The 23,228-nt window shown below is 59.9% G+C and carries 21 protein-coding genes; 15 read left to right on the forward strand and 6 right to left on the reverse strand.

Annotated elements, in window-relative coordinates:
- Positions 1-76 precede the first annotated feature (76 nt).
- Positions 77-1,051: an alpha/beta hydrolase family protein gene (locus tag EJD88_RS07885; RefSeq protein WP_158877574.1), complete on the forward strand. Its 975-nt coding sequence runs from the start codon at positions 77-79 to the stop codon at positions 1,049-1,051.
- 69 nt (positions 1,052-1,120) lie between these two features.
- On the opposite strand, the gene EJD88_RS07890 is transcribed toward EJD88_RS07885, so the two are convergent.
- From EJD88_RS07890 to EJD88_RS07900, 3 genes are read right to left on the reverse strand one after another with little or no spacing between them, the layout of a single operon-like run.
- Entirely contained in the window at positions 1,121-1,888 is a 768-nt protein-coding gene (locus tag EJD88_RS07890; RefSeq protein ID WP_158877576.1) for a TerB family tellurite resistance protein, read from the reverse strand.
- A gap of 1 nt (position 1,889) precedes the next feature.
- Complete coding sequence (gene murU / locus EJD88_RS07895; RefSeq protein ID WP_158877578.1) at positions 1,890-2,564, reverse strand: N-acetylmuramate alpha-1-phosphate uridylyltransferase MurU; 675 nt, start codon at positions 2,562-2,564, stop codon at positions 1,890-1,892.
- Entirely contained in the window at positions 2,561-3,586 is a 1,026-nt protein-coding gene (locus tag EJD88_RS07900) for an aminoglycoside phosphotransferase family protein (RefSeq protein WP_158877580.1), read from the reverse strand. Before EJD88_RS07900 ends, murU begins: the two co-directional genes overlap by 4 nt.
- Positions 3,587-3,716: 130 nt before the next feature.
- Here EJD88_RS07900 and EJD88_RS07905 point away from each other — a divergent pair, with 130 nt between their 5' ends.
- From EJD88_RS07905 to EJD88_RS07955, 11 genes are all read left to right on the forward strand, one after another.
- Positions 3,717-6,530: an LPS-assembly protein LptD gene (locus EJD88_RS07905; RefSeq protein ID WP_099585666.1), complete on the forward strand. Its 2,814-nt coding sequence runs from the start codon at positions 3,717-3,719 to the stop codon at positions 6,528-6,530.
- The gene (locus tag EJD88_RS07910) at positions 6,505-7,845 is read left to right on the forward strand and encodes a peptidylprolyl isomerase (RefSeq protein ID WP_099585667.1); all 1,341 of its coding nucleotides are present in this window, start codon (positions 6,505-6,507) and stop codon (positions 7,843-7,845) included. Before EJD88_RS07905 ends, EJD88_RS07910 begins: the two co-directional genes overlap by 26 nt.
- Complete coding sequence (pdxA, locus tag EJD88_RS07915; RefSeq protein ID WP_158877582.1) at positions 7,842-8,831, forward strand: 4-hydroxythreonine-4-phosphate dehydrogenase PdxA; 990 nt, start codon at positions 7,842-7,844, stop codon at positions 8,829-8,831. The genes EJD88_RS07910 and pdxA overlap by 4 nt, the downstream gene beginning before the upstream one ends.
- The gene (gene rsmA, locus EJD88_RS07920) at positions 8,828-9,640 is read left to right on the forward strand and encodes a 16S rRNA (adenine(1518)-N(6)/adenine(1519)-N(6))-dimethyltransferase RsmA (protein WP_099585669.1); all 813 of its coding nucleotides are present in this window, start codon (positions 8,828-8,830) and stop codon (positions 9,638-9,640) included. The genes pdxA and rsmA overlap by 4 nt, the downstream gene beginning before the upstream one ends.
- A gap of 103 nt (positions 9,641-9,743) precedes the next feature.
- Positions 9,744-10,124, forward strand: a complete 381-nt coding sequence (apaG, locus tag EJD88_RS07925) for a Co2+/Mg2+ efflux protein ApaG (RefSeq protein WP_099585670.1) — start codon at positions 9,744-9,746, stop codon at positions 10,122-10,124.
- Positions 10,124-10,975 carry a symmetrical bis(5'-nucleosyl)-tetraphosphatase gene (locus EJD88_RS07930; protein ID WP_158877584.1) on the forward strand — a complete coding sequence of 284 codons (852 nt, stop codon included), beginning with the start codon at positions 10,124-10,126 and terminating at the stop codon, positions 10,973-10,975. Before apaG ends, EJD88_RS07930 begins: the two co-directional genes overlap by 1 nt.
- Before the next feature lie 9 nt (positions 10,976-10,984).
- Complete coding sequence (gene glpE / locus EJD88_RS07935; RefSeq protein ID WP_158877586.1) at positions 10,985-11,314, forward strand: thiosulfate sulfurtransferase GlpE; 330 nt, start codon at positions 10,985-10,987, stop codon at positions 11,312-11,314.
- Between the two features lie 284 nt (positions 11,315-11,598).
- Positions 11,599-13,521, forward strand: a complete 1,923-nt coding sequence (locus tag EJD88_RS07940) for a PrkA family serine protein kinase (RefSeq protein ID WP_017739508.1) — start codon at positions 11,599-11,601, stop codon at positions 13,519-13,521.
- Between the two features lie 113 nt (positions 13,522-13,634).
- Complete coding sequence (locus EJD88_RS07945) at positions 13,635-14,906, forward strand: YeaH/YhbH family protein (RefSeq protein WP_112192572.1); 1,272 nt, start codon at positions 13,635-13,637, stop codon at positions 14,904-14,906.
- On the forward strand, positions 14,903-16,468 hold the full coding sequence (locus EJD88_RS07950; protein WP_099585674.1) for a SpoVR family protein: 1,566 nt from the start codon (positions 14,903-14,905) through the stop codon (positions 16,466-16,468). The genes EJD88_RS07945 and EJD88_RS07950 overlap by 4 nt, the downstream gene beginning before the upstream one ends.
- A gap of 63 nt (positions 16,469-16,531) precedes the next feature.
- A complete protein-coding gene (locus tag EJD88_RS07955) occupies positions 16,532-17,767 on the forward strand; it encodes a multifunctional CCA addition/repair protein (protein WP_158877588.1) in 1,236 nt (411 codons plus the stop codon).
- Here the strand turns inward: EJD88_RS07955 and folK are convergent.
- Together folK and folB are read right to left on the reverse strand one after the other, a co-directional pair.
- Complete coding sequence (gene folK, locus EJD88_RS07960; protein ID WP_158877590.1) at positions 17,756-18,280, reverse strand: 2-amino-4-hydroxy-6-hydroxymethyldihydropteridine diphosphokinase; 525 nt, start codon at positions 18,278-18,280, stop codon at positions 17,756-17,758. The genes EJD88_RS07955 and folK overlap by 12 nt on opposite strands.
- On the reverse strand, positions 18,271-18,624 hold the full coding sequence (gene folB / locus EJD88_RS07965) for a dihydroneopterin aldolase (RefSeq protein WP_158877592.1): 354 nt from the start codon (positions 18,622-18,624) through the stop codon (positions 18,271-18,273). Before folB ends, folK begins: the two co-directional genes overlap by 10 nt.
- Before the next feature lie 72 nt (positions 18,625-18,696).
- Between folB and plsY the strand changes: the two genes are divergently transcribed.
- Positions 18,697-19,266, forward strand: coding sequence for a glycerol-3-phosphate 1-O-acyltransferase PlsY (plsY, locus tag EJD88_RS07970; protein ID WP_099585678.1), 570 nt, complete (start codon positions 18,697-18,699; stop codon positions 19,264-19,266).
- A gap of 43 nt (positions 19,267-19,309) precedes the next feature.
- Here plsY and tsaD read toward each other — a convergent pair whose 3' ends face one another.
- A complete protein-coding gene (gene tsaD / locus EJD88_RS07975) occupies positions 19,310-20,335 on the reverse strand; it encodes a tRNA (adenosine(37)-N6)-threonylcarbamoyltransferase complex transferase subunit TsaD (protein WP_099585679.1) in 1,026 nt (341 codons plus the stop codon).
- Between the two features lie 202 nt (positions 20,336-20,537).
- Between tsaD and rpsU the strand changes: the two genes are divergently transcribed.
- Together rpsU and dnaG are read left to right on the forward strand one after the other, a co-directional pair.
- Positions 20,538-20,753, forward strand: a complete 216-nt coding sequence (gene rpsU / locus EJD88_RS07980; protein WP_002551877.1) for a 30S ribosomal protein S21 — start codon at positions 20,538-20,540, stop codon at positions 20,751-20,753.
- A 443-nt stretch (positions 20,754-21,196) separates the two neighbouring features.
- The gene (gene dnaG, locus EJD88_RS07985; protein WP_158877594.1) at positions 21,197-23,164 is read left to right on the forward strand and encodes a DNA primase; all 1,968 of its coding nucleotides are present in this window, start codon (positions 21,197-21,199) and stop codon (positions 23,162-23,164) included.
- Positions 23,165-23,228: the final 64 nt, after the last annotated feature.

Raw genomic sequence — 23,228 nt, forward strand, 5'->3', positions numbered from 1 at the left:
ATCCACGTCTCACATCACTGACAAAAACTGACCAACCCTTTAGGCTGCTGGAATCTCTTCTGGCCGGAAATCAACGATGCCCTATCGAAACCGTTCGGCACTGCCAGCATTGTGCCTGTCGCTGCTGTTTACCAGTGCCTTTTCTGTACAGGCTGCTGACGCCCCCGCGCCGGCTGCCGAAAAACCTGTCGAGCGCCAACCCCTGCTTGAGCGCAGCCAGGAAGACGCCAGCGCGCTGGAGCGCACGATACCGCAGCAGGAACAGCAACAGCTGCAGGCCGGCAGCGACTCATTCCTCGCCCTGTGGAAACCGGCCAACAGCGCCGAACCCGAAGGCGTGGTGATTATCGTACCCGGCAGCGGTGAAAGTGCTGACTGGCCGCAAGCAATCGGCCCGTTGCGACGCAAATTGCCGGACGCCAATTGGGGCAGTCTCAGCCTGTCGTTGCCGGATGTGAGCGTCGACACCCTGCCGCCGCGCGTGATGGAAGCGCCCAAGGCCACCGTCGACACCAGCAGCAAGGACGCGAGCACCGCCGACAAACCGATCGAACAAGCCGCCAGCGCCGAAGCCGAAGGCACCGATCCGTCAGTGGTGCCGGGTGTCGACGAGCAAGACAAGACCGACGCCTCGCGCATCTTTGACCGCATTGACGCGGCCGTGGCCTTTGCCCAGACCCAAAGCGCACGCAGTGTGGTGCTGGTGGGCCATGGCACTGGCGCCTGGTGGGCTGCACGTTACCTGAGCGAGAAACAACCGTCCCAAGTGCAAAAGTTTGTGATGGTCGCGGCGCAGACGCCTAACGGGCGCCATCCGGATGTGCAGCAACTGGCGCCCGGGCTGAAACTGCCGACTGCCGATGTCTACTATCAGGACAACGCACAGGCACGCAAAAACGCCCAGGCCCGTGCCCAGGCAGCCAAGCGATTGAAGAACGATGGCTACAAGCAGGTGTCACTGAAGACCTTGCCCGGCAACAGCGCTGCGGAACAGGAGCAGTTGTATCGCAGGATTCGCGGATGGTTGAGCCCGCAGGTCAGCACCGACTGAGGAACAGCACATACCCAATGAGGGAAGGGACTTGCCGCCTCCCACATTGGTTTATGGTTATCCGTGAATCTAACGAAAATCCCGGCGCTCACGAATCAGCGCATAGGCGTTATGCAGCTCGCGAGTGCGCTCGGTGGCCTCATGCACTTGCGTAGGGGTGGCGCCACCGCCGGCGACTTTATCCGGGTGGTGGCGGCTGAGCAGCCGACGGTAGGCACGCTTGATGACCGACGGTTCGGTGGTGGCGGTTACACCGAGCAAGCGCAGCGCGTCCTGATAATTGCCGCCGCGATTGACCAGCGTCTTGCGCTCGGGTGTGTAATCCGCCGCCAAGGCCTTGAGCTGCTGCGGTGTCCAGCCTAACCACTTGCCCCACAAGTCGATCAGGTCGCGCTCGGCGTCATCCGCCCTGCCGTCCGCCCAAACCATCCGCCAACAGGCGCGCAACACACCTTCCGCTGCATGGGGCTGGGCCTTGAGCACACGCAGATAACTGCGCACACGGTCTGAGCCGGACTTACCCCGATTGAACGCGGCAATCGCGCGGCGCTGCGCGGACTCGGTCATGTCCAGCGAACGCATCTCCTGTCGCGCCTGCTGAATATGCCCGTCCACCACGCGCCCGTTGCTTTTGGCCAGGCGCCCGAGCAATACAAACAACAACTCATCATTGCGCAGCACCGGACGACCACCCATGCGCTCGCGCAGCTGAGCCCAGCTGTGCAGTTGCATTCGACGGTCCAGGGCCTGGCCCAGCAATGCACCCAACAAGGCCCCCGGAATACTGGCAATGGCGAAGCCAGCCCCGGCGCCGATCAGCGTCCCTGGCCACAACATGCTACTGCCTCGCTGTCAGCAGGGTTTCGACTTGCGCCAGGCGCTCCAGCGTGCCGACATCAATCCAGCGTCCCGCCATGTGTTCCCCCGTTACCAAACCTTTAGCCATGGCCTCGCGCAATAGAGGCGCCAGCTTGAAGGCACCGGCGCTGCAACCCGCGAACAATTGAGGGTCGAGCACTGAAATGCCACTGAAGGTCAGGTTATCGGCACCGGGCGCCGCATCATGAAGCAGACCCTGATCCAGGTAGAAATCACCGCCCGAAGGGTGATGCGCCGGGTTGTCGACCATCACCAAGTGGGCCAGGCCCTTGAGCGGCCGATTGAGTGGGGTGAAGTCGTAATCGGTCCAGATATCGCCATTGACCACCAGGAAAGGCTCATCCCCCAGCAACGGCAACGCCCGGAAAATCCCGCCACCGGTTTCCAGCGGTTCGCCCTCCGGGGAGTAGCGGATGCGCAAGCCAAACTGTGCGCCATCCCCCAGGTAGCTCTCGATCTGCTGACCGAGCCAGGCGTGGTTGATCACGATATCGGTGAAACCAGCCTTGGCCAGCGCCTCCAGGTGATATTCGATCAGCCGCTTGCCGCCGGCCTGCACCAGCGGCTTGGGCGTGTGCAAGGTGAGCGGACGCATCCGCTCGCCTTTGCCGGCGGCCAGGATCATGGCCTTCATACCATTGCCTCAGCGGGTTGGCGCAGGCTGGTGAGCAACTCAGCCAATTCGCTCAACTCCGGACGATCCGCGATCACTGCTTCTATATAAGCAAAGAAACGCGGCACGTCGGCCAGATAGCGCGGCTTGCCGTCGCGATGGCAAATGCGCGCGAAGATGCCGATGACCTTGAGGTGGCGCTGCACGCCCATCAGGTCGCTGGCACGCAGGAAGTCATCGAAATCCCCGTGCACCGGGATGCCAGCCTGGCCTGCACGCTCCCAATAGCCGCGCTGCCATTCACGCACGCGCTCCTGGGGCCAGCTGAGGAAGGCGTCCTTGAACAGGCAGGTAATGTCGTAGGTGACCGGGCCGTAGACCGCGTCCTGGAAATCCAGCACGCCGGGGTTCGGCTCGCTGATCATCAGGTTGCGCGGCATGTAGTCGCGGTGCACCAGCACTTTGGGCTGCGCCAGGGCGCTGTCGATCAGGCGGTCGCTGACACGCTGCCAAAGGTTTTGTTGTTGTGCATCCAACTCGACGCCCAGATGGCGGCGTATGTACCACTCGGGGAAGAGTTCCAGCTCGCGGCGCAACAAGGCGACGTCATAACTGGGCAGCGGCGCACCCATCGGCAACTGTTGGAACGCCAGCAAGGCATTGATGGCGTCGGCAAAGAGTTGATCGGCGTTTTGCTCGTCAATCACGTCCAGGTAGGTTTTTCTTCCCAGGTCATTGAGCAAAAGAAAGCCGCGCGGCAGATCTTCTGCATAAATTTTTGGAACATTTACGCCCGACTTCGCCAGTAAATGGGCGATATCGACGAAGGGTTTGCAGTTTTCCTGGGGGGGCGGCGCGTCCATTACCACGAAAGTCCGGCCGCCGCCTTCCCAACGGAAGTAGCGCCTGAAACTCGCGTCGCTGCTGGCCGCAGTCAATGTGGCCGGGGGTACGGGGCCCCAGTCCTGAGCGTTGAAAAGGATCGGCAACTGCTCATCCAGCCAGACTTCCAGCTGTTGTAAACGTAGATCTTGCTCGGGCATTACAAGGGTCTCCGACGGCGCTAGCCGTCAAGCGGGGCATGCTTTATTATCACGCATCTTTTTCAGACCATCGAGAGGCGTGCGGCCCAAACCGCGGGCAGATGGCACGCAGGAAGCCCGGACTAATAAGATGGCATTGAAATCCCCCGCGTTTCGTAGAAAATTTCCGTTGCTGGTAACCGGCAGTCTGCTGGCCATGCAACCCTTCGCCACCTCATTCGTGGTCGCCGCGGAACAGTATGACTGCTCAGTCTCTGCTTCGGGTGCCTGGGATTGCGCGCCGAAAACCGCCGCTGCCCCGTTGCCACCGCGCCCGGTGCATGACGGCGCTGCCGTCAGCTCGGCCAACAGCACGGCGCAGGCCGATGCTGGTGGCAGTGCCGCGGCCGAACCCAAGACTGCACTGGTCACCGAATCCAAGGGCCGTGGCCTGCGCTCGCGCAGCGCCGATTACAGCCACTTGGACTGGGTACCTCGCGAAAAGTTGACCGCAGCCCAGCTGGCCGAAACCGGTCCTTATTGCGGCGGTGCGTACATCGAGCCGAATCGTCCTGGCATGAACGACAAGACGAACAAGAGCGATGCGCCCACCTTCATCGGTGCCAAGGCTTCTCGTTACGAGCAGGAACAACAAGTCGCAACCCTGGCCGGTGACGTTGTCATGCGCCAGGGCAGCATGCAGCTTGAAGCCGAAGAAGCCAGCCTGTACCAGGCGGAAAGCCGCGGCGAGCTGAACGGCAACGTACGACTGCGCGACAACGGTGCCCTGATCGTCGGCGACCACGCCCAGGTTCAGCTGGACACGGGTGCGGCGCAGATCGACAACGCCGAATACGTAATGCACAAGTCACGTATCCGCGGTAACGCGCTGTACGCCAAGCGTGCCGAAAACGCGATCATCCGTCTCAAGGACGGTACGTACACCACCTGCGAGCCGGACAGCAACGCCTGGCAACTCAGGGGCAACAACATCACGTTGAACCCGGCCACCGGTTTCGGTACCGCCACCAACGCGACGTTGCGGATCAAGAACATCCCGATCCTGTATACCCCGTATATCTATTTCCCGATCGACGATCGTCGTCAGTCCGGCTTCCTGCCGCCGAGCTTCAGCACCGGCAGCGAAACCGGCTTCACCCTGGTCACGCCGTACTACTTCAACCTGGCGCCTAACTACGACGCCACGTTGTACCCGCAATACATGACCAAGCGCGGCATGATGATGGAAGGCGAATTCCGCTACCTCACCAAGTCCAGCGAAGGCCAGTTCGGCGGCGCGTACCTCAACGACGACAACGACGAACGCAAGCTGCAGACCGATTACGAAAAAACCCGCTATATGCTCAATTGGCAGCATAAAGGTGGGCTGGATTCGCGTGTACTGACCCAGGTCGACTACACAAAGATCAGCGACCCTTATTACTTTCAGGATCTCAAGTCCTACCAGGAAGGTGTCGAGAGCCAGGACTACGTCAACCAGCAGGGTTCCGTGAGTTATCGCGGCGACTCCTTCCAGGCGCGCTTGAATGTCCAGGCTTATCAGCTGGCCACGATCTCCCAGGTCACGCCTTATGACCGGCTGCCTCAGATCACTTTCAATGGTCAGTTGCCCTACCACCCAGGCGGCTTGAATTTCAGCTACGAGACCGAAGCAGTTCGGTTTGAACGCAGCCTGGAAAGCGGCAACTTCATCAATGAAAATGGTAGCTCCGAGCGTCGCCTGGACACCTACGTCAACGGCCTGACCCGTGCAAACGGTACACGCCTGAACGTGGCGCCAGCCGTCTCCTACCCGATGAACTGGACCTACGGCTTTGTGACGCCGAAGCTCAAGTACGTCTACACCAAGTACGATCTTGACCTGGACAACAAAGGCAAGAACGACATAATCGCTGCACAAGCTGCAGCGGCGACAGCTGGCACCCAATATGCCGGTGGCACGTTCAAAAGCTCCCAGGACCGTGCAATTCCTGTAGCCAGCGTAGACAGCGGCCTGTATTTCGACCGCAATACCAACTGGTTCGGCAAAGACTATCGCCAGACCCTTGAGCCGCGCGCGTTCTATCTGTACGTACCGAACAAGGACCAAAGCGATATTCCGGTGTTCGACACCAGCGAAACCTCGTTCAGCTACGCGTCGCTGTTCCGTGACAACCGCTTCAGCGGCTCCGACCGTATCGGCGATGAAAACAAGCTGTCCCTGGGCTTGACCAGCCGCTGGATCGAAGAAAACGGCTTCGAGCGTCAACGTGTGGCCGTGGGCCAGGCGCTGTATTTCAAGGACCGTGAAGTGCAACTGCCAGGCATCCTGGCCGCCGACCGTGCCGATGCACAGTCCGACGTATCGCCGGTTGCCCTGGACTACGAGTTCCGCTTCAACCGTGACTGGCGCGCCACTGCCAATTACAACTGGGACACCGAGGAGCACAGCCCTCGCTCCGGCAGCGCGATGCTTCATTACCAGCCGGAAGACAACCCGAACAAGATCATCAACGTCGGTTATCGCTATCGTAACGACCAGGTCGTCTACAACCAGCTGACCGGTAAATGGCAGTTCGGTGGCGACTACGGCACACCAGGCTCGGCGAACTACGTGAAGGATTACTACAAAATCCAACAACACGATTTCTCGATGATGTGGCCGATCATTCCTCAGTGGAACCTGATCACCCGCTGGCAGTATGACTACGCACGCAACCGTACCCTGGAAGCCTTCGGTGGTTTCGAGTACGACAACTGCTGCTGGAAACTGCGCGTCATCAACCGTTACTGGGTTTCCAACGACGAATACAGCCAGATCGCCCCGCTGAACGAAAAGGGTGACCACGGGCTCTTCCTGCAAATCGTCCTCAAAGGACTCGGCGGCCTGACCGGCGCCAAGGTAGAGAGCTTCCTCGACAAAGGCATTGAAGGTTATCGTGAACGTGAAGACCAAGCTTTCTGATTGTCTGCGCCCGCTAGTGCTGGGCGCACTGTTCCTGGGGACCGCATCGGCACACGCTGCGGTTCAACAGCTGGACAAGGTTGTGGCCATCGTCGATAACGACGTGATCATGCAGAGCCAACTGGACCAACGCGTCAAGGAAGTTCAGCAAACCATCGCCAAGCGTGGCGGTGGTGTGCCGCCTACCAGCGTCTTGGACCAACAGGTATTGGAACGTCTGATCGTTGAAAACCTGCAACTGCAGATCGGCGACCGCTCCGGCATCCGCATTTCGGACGAAGAGCTGAACCAGGCCGTTGGCACCATTGCGCAACGCAACAACATGAGCATTGATCAGTTCCGCGCCGCCCTGGCTCACGACGGGCTCTCCTATGAAGACGCCCGTGACCAGATCCGCCGCGAGATGATCATCAGCCGTGTGCGTCAGCGCCGGGTGGCCGAGCGGGTTCAGGTGTCCGAACAGGAAGTGAAGAACTTCCTGGCGTCGGACCTGGGCAAGATGCAGCTTTCCGAAGAACTGCACCTGGCCAATATCCTGATCCCGACCCCGGACAGCGCCAACTCCGAGCAGCTCAATGCCGCCGCCGCCAAGACCCAGGCCATTTATGAGCGCCTGAAGGCGGGTGCAGATTTTGCCCAGATGGCTATTGCCCAGTCCGGCAGCGACAACGCTCTTGAAGGCGGCGACATGGGCTGGCGTAAAGCTGCTCAGTTGCCACCTCCGTTTGACCGCGAGCTGAGCGCCATGGAAGTGGGTGGTATCACCCAGCCAGCGCGTACCCCAGGCGGTTTCATCATCCTGAAGTTGCTGGAACGTCGCGGTGGCGAGACCTCGCTGAAAGACGAAGTGCATGTTCGTCATATCCTGGTCAAACCAAGCGAGATCCGCACCGAAGCACAAACCAAGGAACTGGCCCAGAAGATCTATGACCGCATCGAAGGCGGTGAAGACTTCGCCACCCTGGCCAAGAGCTTTTCGGAAGACCCTGGTTCGGCCCTCAACGGCGGCGACCTGAACTGGATCGACCCGAAAGCCCTGGTGCCGGAGTTCCAGCAGGTGATGGCCGATACACCACAGGGCGTGCTGTCCAAGCCGTTCAAGACCCAATATGGCTGGCATGTACTGGAAGTCCTTGGCCGTCGCGCCACCGACAACACCAGCCAGGCCCGCGAGCAACAAGCACTGAACGTACTGCGTAACCGCAAATACGACGAAGAGCTGCAAACGTGGTTGCGTCAGATCCGTGACGAAGCCTACGTGGAAAACAAGCTGCCAGGCGCCGAGCAAACAGGCACCGACCAGGCAGTACAGTGAAACCCCAGCGTTTCGCGGTAACACCCGGCGAGCCGGCCGGTATAGGTCCAGACCTGTGCCTGCTGCTCGCCTCGCAGCCCCAGCCACACCCCCTGATTGCCATCACCAGCCGCGACCTGCTCATTGAGCGGGCCGCGCAACTGGGTGTGGCCGTCAACTTGCTGGACGTGGCATCGGGCAACTGGCCCGACCTGCCGGCGCCAGCCGGTAGCCTGTATGTGTGGGACACCCCACTTGCAGCCAAGGTGATTGCCGGGCAACTGGACAAAGCCAATGCGGCATTTGTGCTGCAAACCCTGACCCGAGCCGGGCAAGGCTGCATCGACGGCGACTTCGCAGGAATGATTACCGGCCCGGTACACAAGGGTGTGATCAACGAATCCGGCATCGCCTTTTCCGGCCACACCGAATTCCTCGCTGAACTGACCCACACCGAACAAGTCGTGATGATGCTGGCAACGCACGGCCTGCGGGTCGCACTGGTGACCACGCACCTGCCGCTGCGTGAGATTGCCGACGCCATCACCGCTGAACGTGTGGAGCGCGTCACGCGCATCCTGCACGCCGATCTGCAGCAAAAATTCGGCATCGCCCAACCGCGCATCCTAGTCTGCGGGCTCAACCCCCATGCCGGTGAAAGCGGTCATCTGGGCCATGAAGAAATCGACATCATCGAACCAACCCTGGAGCGTCTGCGCCAAGAAGGCATGGACCTGCGTGGCCCACTGCCAGCGGACACTCTGTTTACCCCCAAATATCTGGAGCACTGCGACGCAGTGCTGGCGATGTACCATGACCAGGGGCTGCCGGTGCTGAAATACAAAGGCTTCGGCGCCGCCGTCAACGTGACACTGGGCCTGCCGATCATCCGCACGTCCGTCGACCATGGCACTGCCCTGGACCTGGCGGGCAGCGGCAAGATCGATACCGGCAGCCTGCACGTGGCCCTGGAAACCGCCTATCAGATGGCCGAGACCCGTATATGACTGAGCATTACCAACACCGGGCGCGCAAGCGTTTCGGGCAAAACTTCCTGCACGACGCCGGCGTGATCGACCGCATCCTGCGCTCCATCCATGCCAAGCCCGAAGACCGCCTGCTGGAAATCGGCCCCGGCCAGGGCGCACTGACCCAAGGCCTGCTGGCCAGCGGGGGCCAATTGGACGTGGTTGAACTGGACAAGGATCTGATCCCGATCCTGAACCAGCAGTTCGCCGGCAAATCCAACTTCAACCTGCACCAGGGCGATGCACTGAAGTTCGACTTCAACTCCCTCAACGCCGCGCCCAACAGCCTGCGCGTGGTCGGTAACCTGCCGTACAACATCTCTACGCCGCTGATTTTCCACCTGCTGAACAACGCCGGGATCATCCGCGACATGCACTTCATGCTGCAGAAAGAAGTGGTGGAGCGCCTGGCCGCAGGCCCTGGCGGTGGTGACTGGGGCCGTCTGTCGATCATGGTTCAGTACCACTGCCGTGTTGAACACCTGTTTAACGTAGGTCCAGGTGCATTCAATCCGCCACCTAAGGTCGACTCGGCCATCGTCCGCCTGGTGCCACACGCCGTACTGCCGCACCCGGCCAAGGATCACAAGTTGCTGGAGCGCGTGGTGCGCGAGGCGTTCAACCAGCGCCGCAAAACCCTGCGCAACACGCTCAAAGCACTGCTGAGCAACGCCGAAATCGAAGCCGCCGGCGTCGACGGCAGCCTGCGCCCCGAGCAACTGGACCTCGCCGCGTTTGTGCGCCTGGCCGACCAGCTTGCCATCCAGCCTGCGCCAGCCGCCGACTGAAGCACCCAGGCATGGCCAGACACATGTCTGGCCTAGTGCCCACCTCTTGGCCTAGACTGATCCGCATCTGCTGTCCTCCGCTTTTGCTTTTAAGGCCTCTTGCATGTCCGATCCTCGCTACCAGATCGACGTCAGCGTCGTCACCCGCTTCCTGGCGGACCAATCGCAACCTGAACACAACCGCTTTGCCTTTGCCTACACCATCACGGTGAAGAACAACGGGCTCGTGCCGGCCAAGTTGCTGTCACGCCACTGGGTGATCACCGACGGTGACGGCCAGGTCGAAGAAGTACGCGGCGCAGGCGTGGTTGGTCAGCAGCCGTTGATCGACATTGGCGCCAGCCACACCTACAGCAGCGGCACGGTGATGACCTCCAAGGTCGGCACCATGCAAGGCTCGTATCAGATGAAAGCCACTGACGGCCAACTGTTCGACGCCATCATCAAGCCGTTTCGCCTTGCCGTACCGGGAGCCCTGCACTGATGGCGACCTACGCGGTCGGTGACCTGCAGGGCTGCCTGGAACCGCTCAAGTGCCTGCTTGAGCGCGCGGCCTTCGATCCGGCCAACGATCGGCTTTGGTTGGTCGGTGACCTGGTCAATCGCGGCCCCGAGTCACTGGATACCCTGCGCTACTTATATAGCCTGCGTGATTCCCTGGTATGCGTACTCGGCAACCACGACCTGCATCTACTGGCGGCCGGCAACAATATCGAGCGCCTGAAAAAGGGCGACACGCTACGGGAAATCCTCGAAGCTCCCGACCGGGCCGAGTTACTCGACTGGCTGCGCCGGCAAAAGATCATGCATTACGACGAAGGCCGCAACATGGCCCTGGTGCATGCGGGTATCCCGCCGCAGTGGACACTGAAGAAGGCCCTCAAGTGCGCCGCTGAAGTTGAAAGCGCCCTGGCCGACGACAGCCTGTACACCGCCTACCTCGACGGCATGTACGGCAACGAACCGGTGAAATGGGACAACGACCTGACCGGCGTCGCCCGCCTGCGGGTGATCACCAACTACTTCACGCGCATGCGTTTCTGCACCGCCGAGGGCAAGCTGGACCTCAAGAGCAAGGAAGGCGCCGACACCGCCCTGCCCGGCTACAAGCCCTGGTTCGCCCACAAGGAACGCAAGACCCGTAACACCAAGATCATCTTCGGGCACTGGGCCGCCCTGGAAGGCAAGTGCAACGAACCCGGCGTGTTCGCCCTCGACACCGGTTGCGTGTGGGGCGGCGCCATGACCCTGATGAACATCGACACCGGCGCGCGCCACACCTGCCAGTGTGAATCCCCCCTTTCCGTTACACAGCAGACCGCAGTCAAGCCTTAGGAGCCTGCCATGAGCGAATTCAAACGTATCCCCCCCAAAGATGCCCAGGCTCTGCGCGAGCGAGGTGCAGTGGTCGTGGATATCCGCGACCAGCCCACTTACGCCGCCGCCCACATCACCGGCGCCCAGCACCTGGACAACGTCAACATCGCCGACTTCATCCGTGCGGCCGACCTCGACGCGCCGCTGATCGTGGCCTGCTACCACGGCAACTCCAGCCAGAGCGCCGCCGCCTACCTGATCAGCCAGGGTTTCTCCGACGTCTACAGCCTGGACGGTGGTTTTGAGCTGTGGCGTACGACCTATCCTGAGGAAATTTCCTCGGGCGATTCGCAATAATTTTTTTCAAACCCCGCTACCCCGCGTGACGCTTGGGCTCGCGCCGTTTCTGACGAACGGCGCAGGCAAACTAATTGCGTATCGCGCCTTGACCTCCCGGATTCCGAACTATCCTTAAGCGCAGGCCATCCGAATCAGGGGAGAGCCGGTACACCGGCGTGCGGGTCATCGGTAGGGTTTAGGGTGTTCTGGGGGGAAAACGGCCGTTGGCGATTGCCAATGGCTGCCAGCATCGACTGATTGATCCGGCGTCGGCTCCACGTATCGAGCGAGGTGACGACGTCATGAGTATTTTTAGCCACTTCCAACAACGCTTCGAGTCCACACAGCAAGAAGAACTCACGCTTCAAGAGTATCTAGAGCTGTGCAAAAAGGACCGCAGCACCTACGCGTCTGCCGCCGAACGCCTGCTGCTGGCAATTGGCGAGCCGGAGCTGGTGGACACCTCGAACAATTCGCGCCTGTCGCGAATATTTTCCAACAAGGTGATCCGCCGCTATCCGGCCTTTGAAGACTTCCACGGAATGGAAGAATGCATTGACCAGATCGTCTCCTATTTCCGCCATGCCGCCCAAGGCCTGGAAGAGAAGAAACAGATCCTTTACCTGCTCGGTCCCGTCGGCGGTGGCAAGTCGTCCCTGGCCGAAAAGCTCAAACAGCTGATCGAGAAAGTGCCCTTTTACGCGATCAAGGGCTCGCCGGTCTTCGAGTCGCCACTGGGCCTGTTCAACGCCACGGAAGATGGCGCGATCCTCGAAGAAGACTTCGGCATCCCACGACGCTACCTCAACACCATCATGTCGCCCTGGGCCACCAAGCGCCTGGCTGAATTTGGCGGCGACATCAGCCAGTTCCGTGTCGTGAAACTCTACCCGTCGATCCTCAACCAGATCGGCGTGGCCAAGACCGAGCCGGGTGACGAAAACAACCAGGATATTTCCGCGCTGGTGGGCAAGGTCGATATCCGCAAACTCGAAGAATTCCCGCAGAACGACGCCGACGCTTATAGCTACTCTGGCGCACTGTGCCGGGCCAACCAGGGCCTGATGGAGTTCGTGGAAATGTTCAAGGCACCGATCAAGGTGCTGCACCCACTGCTGACCGCGACCCAGGAAGGTAACTACAACAGCACCGAAGGCCTGGGCGCGATTCCGTTCACCGGGATTCTGCTGGCCCACTCCAACGAATCGGAATGGCATACCTTTCGCAACAACAAGAACAACGAAGCCTTCATCGACCGGATTTATATCGTCAAGGTGCCGTACTGCCTGCGTGTCAGCGATGAGATCAAGATCTACGACAAACTGCTGTTCAACAGTTCCCTGGCCAAGGCCCATTGCGCACCCGACACCCTGAAGATGCTCGCCCAGTTCACCGTGCTGTCGCGCCTCAAGGAGCCGGAGAACTCGAACATTTACTCGAAGATGCGCGTGTACGACGGTGAGAACCTCAAGGACACCGATCCTAAAGCCAAGTCGATCCAGGAATACCGCGACACGGCGGGCGTGGATGAGGGCATGAACGGCCTGTCGACACGCTTTGCGTTCAAGATCCTGTCCAAAGTCTTCAACTTCGACCCGCACGAGATCGCCGCCAACCCGGTGCACCTGCTCTATGTACTGGAACAGCAGATCGAACAGGAACAGTTCCAGGCGGAAACCCGCGAACGCTACCTGCGCTTCCTCAAGGAATACCTGGCACCGCGCTACATCGAGTTTATCGGCAAGGAAATCCAGACTGCGTACCTGGAGTCCTACAGCGAGTACGGCCAGAACATCTTCGACCGCTACGTGCTGTACGCCGACTTCTGGATCCAGGACCAGGAATACCGCGACCCGGAAACCGGCGAGATTCTCAACCGCGTCGCCCTCAACGAGGAACTGGAGAAAATCGAGAAACCGGCCGGCATCAGCAATCCGAAGGATTTCCGCAACGAAATCGTCAACTTCGTCCTGCGCGCCCGCGCCAACAACAACGGCAAGAACCCGACCTGGCTCAGCTACGAGAAGCTGCGGGTGGTCATCGAGAAGAAAATGTTCTCCAACACCGAAGACCTGCTGCCGGTCATCAGCTTCAACGCCAAGGCCAGCAAGGAGGATCAGCAAAAACACAACGACTTCGTCACACGAATGGTCGAGCGTGGCTACACCGACAAACAGGTACGGCTGCTCTCCGAGTGGTACCTGCGGGTTCGTAAATCACAGTAAGGCAGCGGCAAGCGTTCACTGCCAGGCAGTTGGCCTGGCAGCTGACCGCTTGTCTCTAAGCTTCCAGCTCGCGGCTTGAAGCTTGTAACGTGAAGCTGCCCGGAGGGCTCCCCATGAGCTATGTGATCGACCGACGCCTCAATGGCAAGAACAAGAGCACGGTAAACCGCCAGCGTTTCCTGCGGCGTTACCGTGACCACATCAAAAAGGCCGTTGAAGAGGCCGTCAGCCGCCGTTCCATTACCGATATGGAACATGGCGAGCAAATCAGCATCCCCGGACGGGACATCGACGAACCGGTGCTGCACCACGGTCGCGGCGGCAAACAGACCGTCGTGCATCCAGGCAACAAGGAATTCACCACCGGCGAACATATCCAGCGGCCCCAAGGCGGTGCGGGCGGCAAAGGTCCGGGCAAGGCCGGCAACTCCGGCGAAGGCATGGATGAGTTCGTGTTCCAGATCACCCAGGAAGAATTCCTCGAATTCATGTTCGAGGACCTGGAACTGCCCAACCTGGTCAAACGCAACCTGACGGGTACCGACACCTTCAAAACCGTGCGAGCGGGTATCAGCAACGAGGGCAACCCGTCACGGATCAATATCATCCGTACCCTGCGCTCGGCCCATGCGCGGCGCATCGCCCTGTCGGGGAGCAGCCGCGCCAAACTGAAGGAAGCCAAGGAAGAATTGGCGCGTTTGAAGCGCGAAGAACCGGACAACTTCGGCGATATCCAGGAAATCGAGGGGGAAATCGAGAAACTCAGCGCGCGTATTCACCGCGTGCCCTTCCTCGACACCTTCGACTTGAAATACAACCTGCTGGTCAAACAACCCAATCCCAGTTCCAAGGCGGTGATGTTTTGTCTCATGGACGTCTCCGGCTCCATGACCCAGGCCACCAAGGACATCGCCAAGCGGTTCTTTATCCTGCTGTACCTGTTCCTCAAGCGCAATTACGACAAGATCGACGTCGTATTCATCCGCCATCACACCAGCGCCCGGGAAGTCGACGAAGAAGAGTTCTTCTACTCGCGGGAAACCGGCGGCACCATCGTGTCCAGTGCCCTGAAGCTGATGCAGGAGATCATGGCCGAGCGCTATCCGGCCAACGAGTGGAACATCTACGCCGCCCAAGCCTCGGACGGCGACAACTGGAACGATGATTCCCCCATTTGCCGCGACATCCTGATCAACCAGATCATGCCGTTCGTGCAGTATTACACCTACGTCGAAATCACCCCCCGTGAGCACCAGGCCCTGTGGTTCGAATACGAGCGCATCGGCGAAGCCTTTGCCGACACGTTCGCCCAGCAGCAACTGGTCTCGGCCGGCGATATCTACCCGGTCTTCCGTGAACTCTTCCAGCGCAGGTTAGTGACATGACCGCCAAAAAAGAGACTAAGCGCCAACCCATTTCCACCGGCTCCGAGTGGACCTTTGAACTGATCCAGGCCTATGACCGGGAAATCAGCCGGATCGCGGCGGGTTATGCCCTGGACACATACCCCAACCAGATCGAAGTGATTACCGCCGAGCAGATGATGGATGCCTACGCGTCCGTCGGCATGCCGCTGGGTTATCACCATTGGTCCTACGGCAAACACTTCCTCAGCACCGAGAAATCCTACACCCGAGGCCAGATGGGCCTGGCCTACGAGATCGTGATCAACTCCGACCCGTGCATTGCCTACCTGATGGAAGAAAACACCATCTGTATGCAGGCTTTGGTAGTGGCTCACGCCTGCTATGGGCATAACAGCTTTTTCAAGGGCAACTACCTGTTCCGCACCTGGACCGATGCCAGCTCGATCATCGACTACCTGGTGTTCGCCAAGCAGTACATCATGCAGTGCGAGGAGCGCCACGGCATCGATGCGGTAGAAGACTTGCTCGACTCCTGTCATGCCCTGATGAACTACGGGGTCGACCGCTACAAACGCCCCTACCCGATTTCCGCCGAGGAAGAACGCCTGCGCCAGAAGGAGCGCGAGGAGCATCTGCAAAAGCAGATCAACGACCTGTGGCGCACCATTCCTAAAAAAGCCGGTAAGAACAGCGACAAGGACAACGCACGCTTCCCCGCCGAACCTCAGGAAAACATCCTGTATTTCCTGGAAAAACACGCGCCGCTGCTGGAGCCATGGCAACGGGAAATCGTGCGCATCGTGCGCAAGATCGCCCAGTACTTTTATCCACAACGCCAAACCCAGGTGATGAACGAAGGCTGGGCGACGTTCTGGCACTACACGCTGATGAACGACCTGTACGACGAAGGCCTGGTCACCGATGGCTTCATGATGGAGTTCCTCACGTCTCATACCAGCGTGGTGTTCCAACCTGGCTTCGACAGCCCCTATTACAGCGGCATCAATCCTTATGCCTTGGGCTTTGCCATGTACCGCGACATCCGACGCATGTGCGAACACCCCACCGAAGAAGACCGCCGCTGGTTCCCGGAAATCGCCGGCACTGACTGGCTGTCTACCATCAAGTTCGCCATGAGCAGCTTCAAGGACGAGAGCTTCATCCTGCAGTACCTGTCACCCCAAGTGATCCGGGACCTCAAGCTGTTCAGCATCCTTGATGACGACCTCAAGGATGACTTGGTCGTCCCGGCCATCCACGATGAGCCTGGCTACCGCATCATCCGTGAAACCTTGGCCGCGCAGTACAACCTGGGCAACCGCGAGCCCAACGTGCAGATCTACAGCATCGATGTGCGTGGCGACCGCTCGCTGACCTTGCGTCACCAGCAACATGACCGCAAGCCGCTGGGCGAATCCACCGAGGAAGTACTCAAGCATCTGCACCGGCTGTGGGGCTTCGACATCCATCTGGAAACCCTGCAGGGCGATCAGGTGATGAAGACTCACCATGTGCCACCGCGCAGCGATCACAACGACAACGACTACGGCCGCCTGGACCTGGCCGTCGTGCATCTCTGAAACGGCAAAGCCTCCATTGGTCCGGCACAGGCGGTATCCTGTGCCGCTAATGGAGGCTTTTTCATGAAAATCTATAAAGTCGGCGGCGCCGTGCGTGACCGCTTACTGGGCATCAAGGTTACCGACATCGACCGCGTGGTCGTCGGCGCCACCACCGAAGAGATGCTGGCCAAGGGCTTCAAGCCGGTGGGCTCCGACTTCCCGGTCTTTCTCGACCCCAAAAACGGCGACGAATACGCCCTGGCCCGTACCGAGCGCAAGAGCGGCCGGGGTTACGGTGGCTTTGTGTTTCACGCCAGCCCCGAGGTTACGCTGGAAGAAGACCTGATCCGTCGCGACCTGACCATCAATGCAATGGCAGAAGACGATGACGGCAACCTGACCGACCCTTATCACGGCCAGCGCGATCTCGAAGCGCGCATTCTTCGCCACGTTTCCCCCGCGTTTGCCGAAGATCCTCTGCGAGTTCTGCGCGTTGCACGTTTTGCTGCGCGCTATGCACACCTGGGTTTTACGGTGGCACCGCAGACCCTGGAACTGATGCGTCAACTCAGCGAGTCAGGAGAGTTGGAAGCCCTGACGCCGGAGCGCAGCTGGAAAGAAATCTCCCGGGCGCTGATGGAAGATCAGCCCCAGGTGTTTATCCAGATACTGCGCGACTGTGACGCACTGAAAACCCTGATGCCGGAAGTGGATGCCCTTTTTGGAGTACCGCAGCCCGAAGCCCATCACCCCGAAATCGACACCGGCGTGCACACGTTGAGCGTGCTGGAGCAGTCCACACTGCACAAGCAGCCACTCACCGTGCGCTGGGCCTGCCTGCTGCATGACCTGGGCAAAGGCCTGACGCCTGTGGATAAGTTGCCGCAGCACATCGCCCACGAGCATCGGGGTTTGAAGCTGATCAAGGCGGTCAACGAGCGCTTCAAAGTGCCAAGGGATTGCCAGGAACTGGCGCTGTTGGTGGGTCAATATCACACCCACGGCCATCGAGCGCTGGAGCTGAAAGCCTCGACACTGCTGGAGTTGCTGCAAAGTTTTGACGTCTATCGCCGACCGCAGCGCTTTGAAGAGTTTGTGGTGAGCTGTGAAATGGATGCTCGGGGCCGCAAGGGCCTTGAGCAACGCAGTTATCCACAGGCAGATTATTTGCGCGGCGCAGCAACGACAGCGCGCGAAGTGGCCGTAGCGCCACTGCTGGAGAGAGGTTTCAAAGGCCCTGAGCTGGGCGAAGCCTTGAAGCGCGAACGGCTCAAGGCGCTGCAAGCCTACAAGGCAGAACGCGCCCTATCGAATTAGGAGCGCGCTCGATGTCAATTGCTGGCCCTGCCACTCAAATGCAACAGGCGCCAGCACTTGGTCGATGTGCGCATCGCGCCACAGCTCAGCCATGGTTTTGCCCACCTCAGGGTGCACCCGGTCCGGCGCCATCATCGATAGCGGCCACAACACGAAGGCGTTTTTCAGGATCTCTGCGCGGGGCAGGATCAAACCGTCGAAATCACCCACCATTTCGCCGTACAGCAGCACGTCGATATCCAACGGCAAGCCCTTGCGATCTGGCGCATAACGACCATTGTCGGCTTCGATGAGCTTGAGACGACGATCCAGCTCCCTCAACGGCAGGTCGGTATAGGCCGACACTACTAAATTGAAAAACGGCCCACTCTTGATGCCCACTGGTTGGCTTTCGAACACCGCCGAGCAGCGCACGTCGGTCAGAAAGCTCGCCAGCGCATCGAGTCCGGCGCACAAATGGGGCTCGCGCTCGATATTGCTGCCGAGGCCAAGGTAAATCTGCGTTAGCGACATCCGCGCTCGATCTCCACGCCCACGCCCTTGGCGGCCGGTACGGCGCCGGGCTTGGTCAACTTGAGGTGCAGCCAGGGAATCTGGAATTCACTCAGCAGCACTTCGGCCAGGCGCTCGGCAAAGGTTTCCACCAGTTGGTACTGGGACTGCTCGGCAAAGGCCTGGATACGCGCGGACACGCTGGCGTAATCCAGCGCCAGGCTCAGGTCGTCACCCGCAGCCGCCGGGCGGTTATCCCATGCGAAGCTCAGGTCCAGGCGCAGGCATTGGCGGATTCCGCGCTCCCAGTCGTAGGCCCCGATCACGGTGTCGACTTCCAGGCCTTCGATAAACACTCTGTCCAAGCTCTTCTCCGCAGCACGACAAGGGCGCGATGCCCCGTTAGAATCAGGGCGTCCTCGCCCGGAATAGTTAGCATGTTTTGGTCACTGGCGATTCTCGCCTACCTGCTCGGCTCGCTGTCCTTCGCCATTTTGCTCAGCCGCCTGACGGGAAACCCCGACCCGCGAATGAGTGGCTCAGGCAATGCCGGCGCCACCAATATGTTGCGCCTGGCCGGCAAGAAGCTCGCCGTACTGACGCTGCTGGGCGATCTGTGCAAGGGTTTGCTGCCCGTGCTGATCGCCAGCCTCGTCGGCCTGACCCTGCAACAGCAGGCCTGGGTGGGCGTGTGCGCCGTCCTCGGCCATCTGTTTCCACTGTACTTCCGCTTTCGCGGCGGCAAAGGTGTCGCTACGGCAGCCGGCATGCTGCTGGGGATCTACCCACCGGCAGCATTGCTGGCCGTACTCGCCTGGCTGCTGACGTTCTACCTGACCCGCACCAGCTCACTGGCGGCTCTGATCGCCACGCCGCTCACACTGCCCTTGCTGGCCTGGCAGGAACCCGCGGCGCTGTTGCCGATGAGCGTGCTGACACTGCTGATCGTCTGGCGTCACCGGGGCAATCTACGCGACCTGTTTGCCGGGCGCGAACGGCATTTTTAAATACCGTCGATGAGCACTTCTCACGTCGCAGCCCTACAACAGCCTACAAAGGCGGCAGTTGCTCCATCGGCCAGCGCGCCTGCACGCTGATCGCCAGACTTTCGTGCTGCCCCGCCTGTAAGCGCTGGCAACCGGCATAGGCGATCATCGCGCCATTGTCGGTACAGAACTCAGGGCGGGCGTAGAACACATCGCCCTTCATATCGCCGAGCATTTTTTCCAGCGAACTGCGCAGCGCCTTGTTGGCGCTGACGCCGCCAGCGATCACCAGTCGCTTCATGCCTGCCTGTTTCAGGGCACGCTTGCACTTGATGGTCAAAGTCTCCACCACGGCCTGCTGGAACGCCAGCGCGATGTCGCAACGGGCTTGCTGACTGTCGTCCCCGGCGCTGACACTGTGCTGCCAGGTATTGAGCGCAGAGGTTTTCAAGCCGCTGAAACTGAACATCAAACCAGGGCGATCGCACATCGGACGCGGGAAGGTATAACGACCAGCAACGCCTTTTTCGGCGAGGCGGGCGATCTCCGGTCCGCCGGGGTAATTGAGGCCCATCATCTTCGCGGTCTTGTCGAACGCTTCGCCGGCGGCGTCATCCAGCGACTCGCCCAACAGCGTGTATTGACCGATTGCGTCGACCTGAACCAGCTGCGTATGCCCCCCTGAAACCAACAAAGCGACGAACGGGAACTGAGGCGGGTTTTCTTCCAGCATTGGCGCCAGTAAATGGCCTTCCATGTGGTGCACACCGAGGGCCGGAATGCCCCAGGCAAACGCCAGCGCCTGGGCGCAAGAGGCCCCAACCAGAAGGGCTCCGACCAATCCAGGGCCTGCGGTATAGGCAATCGCGTCGATCTCGGTCGGCACGCAACCGGCCTCGTCCAACACCTGACGAATCAACGGCAACATACGCTTGACGTGATCACGGCTGGCCAGCTCCGGCACCACGCCGCCATAGGCGCGATGCAGGTCGATCTGACTGAACAGTGCATCGGCCAAAAGCCCGCGTTCACTGTCGTAAAGTGCGACACCGGTTTCGTCGCAGGAGGTTTCAAGTCCCAGTACTAGCATGGGTTTGCGCCTTGTAGAGGCTAAATTCGAAGGCGCGCATAATAGTCGCCACTCCCCCTCCCGACTAGCGGTTTTCGATCAGAGGCTTTGCATTCCGGTCAATGAGGGGTTAACATCCGCAACCCTTAAAAACCGACGACCTCAGCCGCGAATTTTTTGCGACGAGAACGTTGATCCCGGTAATGAAAGAAGGTAGCTCTGGATGCCAGCCGTCAAAGTTAAAGAGAACGAACCCTTCGACGTAGCTCTGCGTCGTTTCAAGCGCTCCTGCGAAAAAGCCGGTGTACTGGCCGAAGTTCGTAGCCGCGAATTTTACGAGAAGCCAACTTCTGAGCGTAAGCGTAAAGCAGCAGCCGCTGTTAAGCGTCACGCCAAGAAAGTTCAGCGCGAGCAGCGCCGCGCCGTTCGTCTGTACTAATACACAGACGTTCGTAGCACGCTTCTGCCAAGCCCGGCCCTCAGCCGGGCTATTGGCATTTGCAGATATCGCTTGATGCTTTGCCGTCGACGCCGCACACGCGACTGAGACAACTGCTTCACACGTCAGGACTGGCTCTTTTGCCAGCGGTGCACGTCTCTTCTGACGAGCCTAACAAGGCTACTGACGAGCACACTTATTCTGTAAACAGGCGATCAACGGTCGACTGTGCCCATCGATGAGCTACCGAGGCCACCATTGGCCAAGACCGGAGCCTGGGGCAACATTTCTTCGCCGAAGACTGATTGGAAATTAACGTCAGTGAATGCTCGGCAGATACACTTCCATACAGCCCAAGCAGACGATTGATGGTCGAGCCACTCGACCCAAGCGCTTGAGCACTTCACGGGCCCTCATTTACACGCAGTGATGACGAGAACGCCATGGCCGGGCTAATTCCCCAGAGCTTTATTGACGACCTTCTGAACCGCACCGACATCGTCGATGTTGTCAGCTCGCGCGTGCAACTGAAGAAAGCCGGCAAGAACTACACCGCCTGCTGCCCGTTCCACAAAGAAAAAACCCCGTCGTTCAGTGTCAGCCCCGACAAGCAGTTCTACTACTGCTTCGGCTGCGGCGCAGGCGGCAACGCCCTCGGCTTTCTGATGGACCACGACAACCTGGATTTCCCCCAGGCAATCGAGGATCTGGCGAAAGCCGCCGGCATGGAAGTCCCCCGCGAAGAAAGCGGTCGCCCGCACAAACCGCGGCAACCCACCGATTCGCCGCTGTACCCACTGCTCACCGCCGCCGCCGACTTTTACCGACAGGCACTCAAGAGCCATCCGCAGCGCAAGGCCGCCGTCGACTACCTCAAGGGCCGCGGCCTTACCGGCGAAATCGCTCGCGACTTCGGCCTCGGCTTCGCGCCGCCCGGCTGGGATAACCTGTACAAGCACCTGAGCAGTGACACCCTGCAGCAAAAAGCCATGATCGACGCCGGTCTCCTGGTGGAAAACGCCGAGACCGGCAAGCGCTACGACCGTTTTCGCGACCGCGTGATGTTCCCGATCCGCGACAGCCGCGGCCGCATCATCGCCTTTGGTGGCCGGGTATTGGGGGACGACAAGCCCAAGTATCTGAACTCGCCGGAAACCCCGGTATTCCACAAAGGCCAGGAACTCTACGGCCTGTTCGAAGCGCGCAAAAACAATCGCAACCTCGATGAAATCATCGTGGTTGAAGGCTATATGGACGTGATTGCCCTGGCCCAGCAAGGCTTGCGCAACGCCGTAGCCACCCTCGGTACCGCCACCAGCGAAGAGCACTTGAAACGCCTGTTTCGCGTAGTGCCCAGCGTGCTGTTCTGCTTCGACGGCGACCAGGCCGGCCGCAACGCCGCCTGGCGAGCACTCGAAGCCACGCTGCCGAGCCTGCAAGACGGGCGCCGCGCACGCTTCCTGTTCCTGCCTGAAGGCGAAGACCCGGATACCCTGGTGCGCTCCGAAGGCACCGACGCATTCCGCGCACGCATCAACCAACATGCGCAGCCGCTGGCGGACTATTTCTTCCAGCAACTGACCGAAGAAGCCGATCCGCGCTCCCTCGAAGGCAAGGCCCATATGGCCACCCTCGCAGCGCCGCTGATCGACAAGGTGCCAGGCGCCAACCTGCGCACCCTGATGCGCCAGCGCCTGCTGGAAATTACCGGATTGAGTGGCGAAGCCGTCAGCCAGCTGGTGCACAGCGCACCGCAGGACGCGCCGCCCGCCTACGATCCGGGCATGGATTACGACGCCATGCCGGACTATTCCGACTTCCACCCGCAGGATGCCTACGCGCCCCAGCAGGAATGGACCCCGAAGAAACCCGGTGCCGGCGGCAAGAAGTGGGACAAAAAGCCCTGGAGCAAGAACGGTAAGCGCGGCGATCGCGACGAGGCCTACGCCCCGCGCACGCCAGTTGCCGTAGAAGCGCCCACGCTGATCGCCCTGCGCACGCTCATTCACCACCCGCAATTGGCGGGCAAGGTCGAAAGTGCCGACCATTTTGCCAACGCGAGCAATACCTACGCTCAAGTCCTGATCGCACTGATCGAAGCTGTGCAGAAAAATCCTAAGCTAAACTCAATTCAGTTGATGGCGCGCTGGCACGGCACAGAACAGGGACGCTTGTTGAAAGCACTTGCGGAAAAGGAGTGGCTAATTGACGGCGATAACCTTGAACAACAGTTTTTAGACACCATTACTAGGTTATCCGCGGGTCAGCATACGCAGACCCTCGATGAACTCATCATGAGAGCAAGACAGCCGGGATTATCGGCTGAAGAGCAAATTCAGATAGCAAAACAGATGCGTGACCTCTTAAAACAGAATGTTTCCGCATCAAACCCGACCTCAGCTGGCGTGTGAGGTCATAGCTCGGGTATAATCCTCGGCTTGTTTTTTGCCCGCCAAGACCTTCAGTGGATAGGGT

The organism is Pseudomonas sp. PB105 (genome assembly GCF_009764655.1).
GTDB classification, from domain to species: Bacteria; Pseudomonadota; Gammaproteobacteria; order Pseudomonadales; family Pseudomonadaceae; genus Aquipseudomonas; species Aquipseudomonas cyclaminis.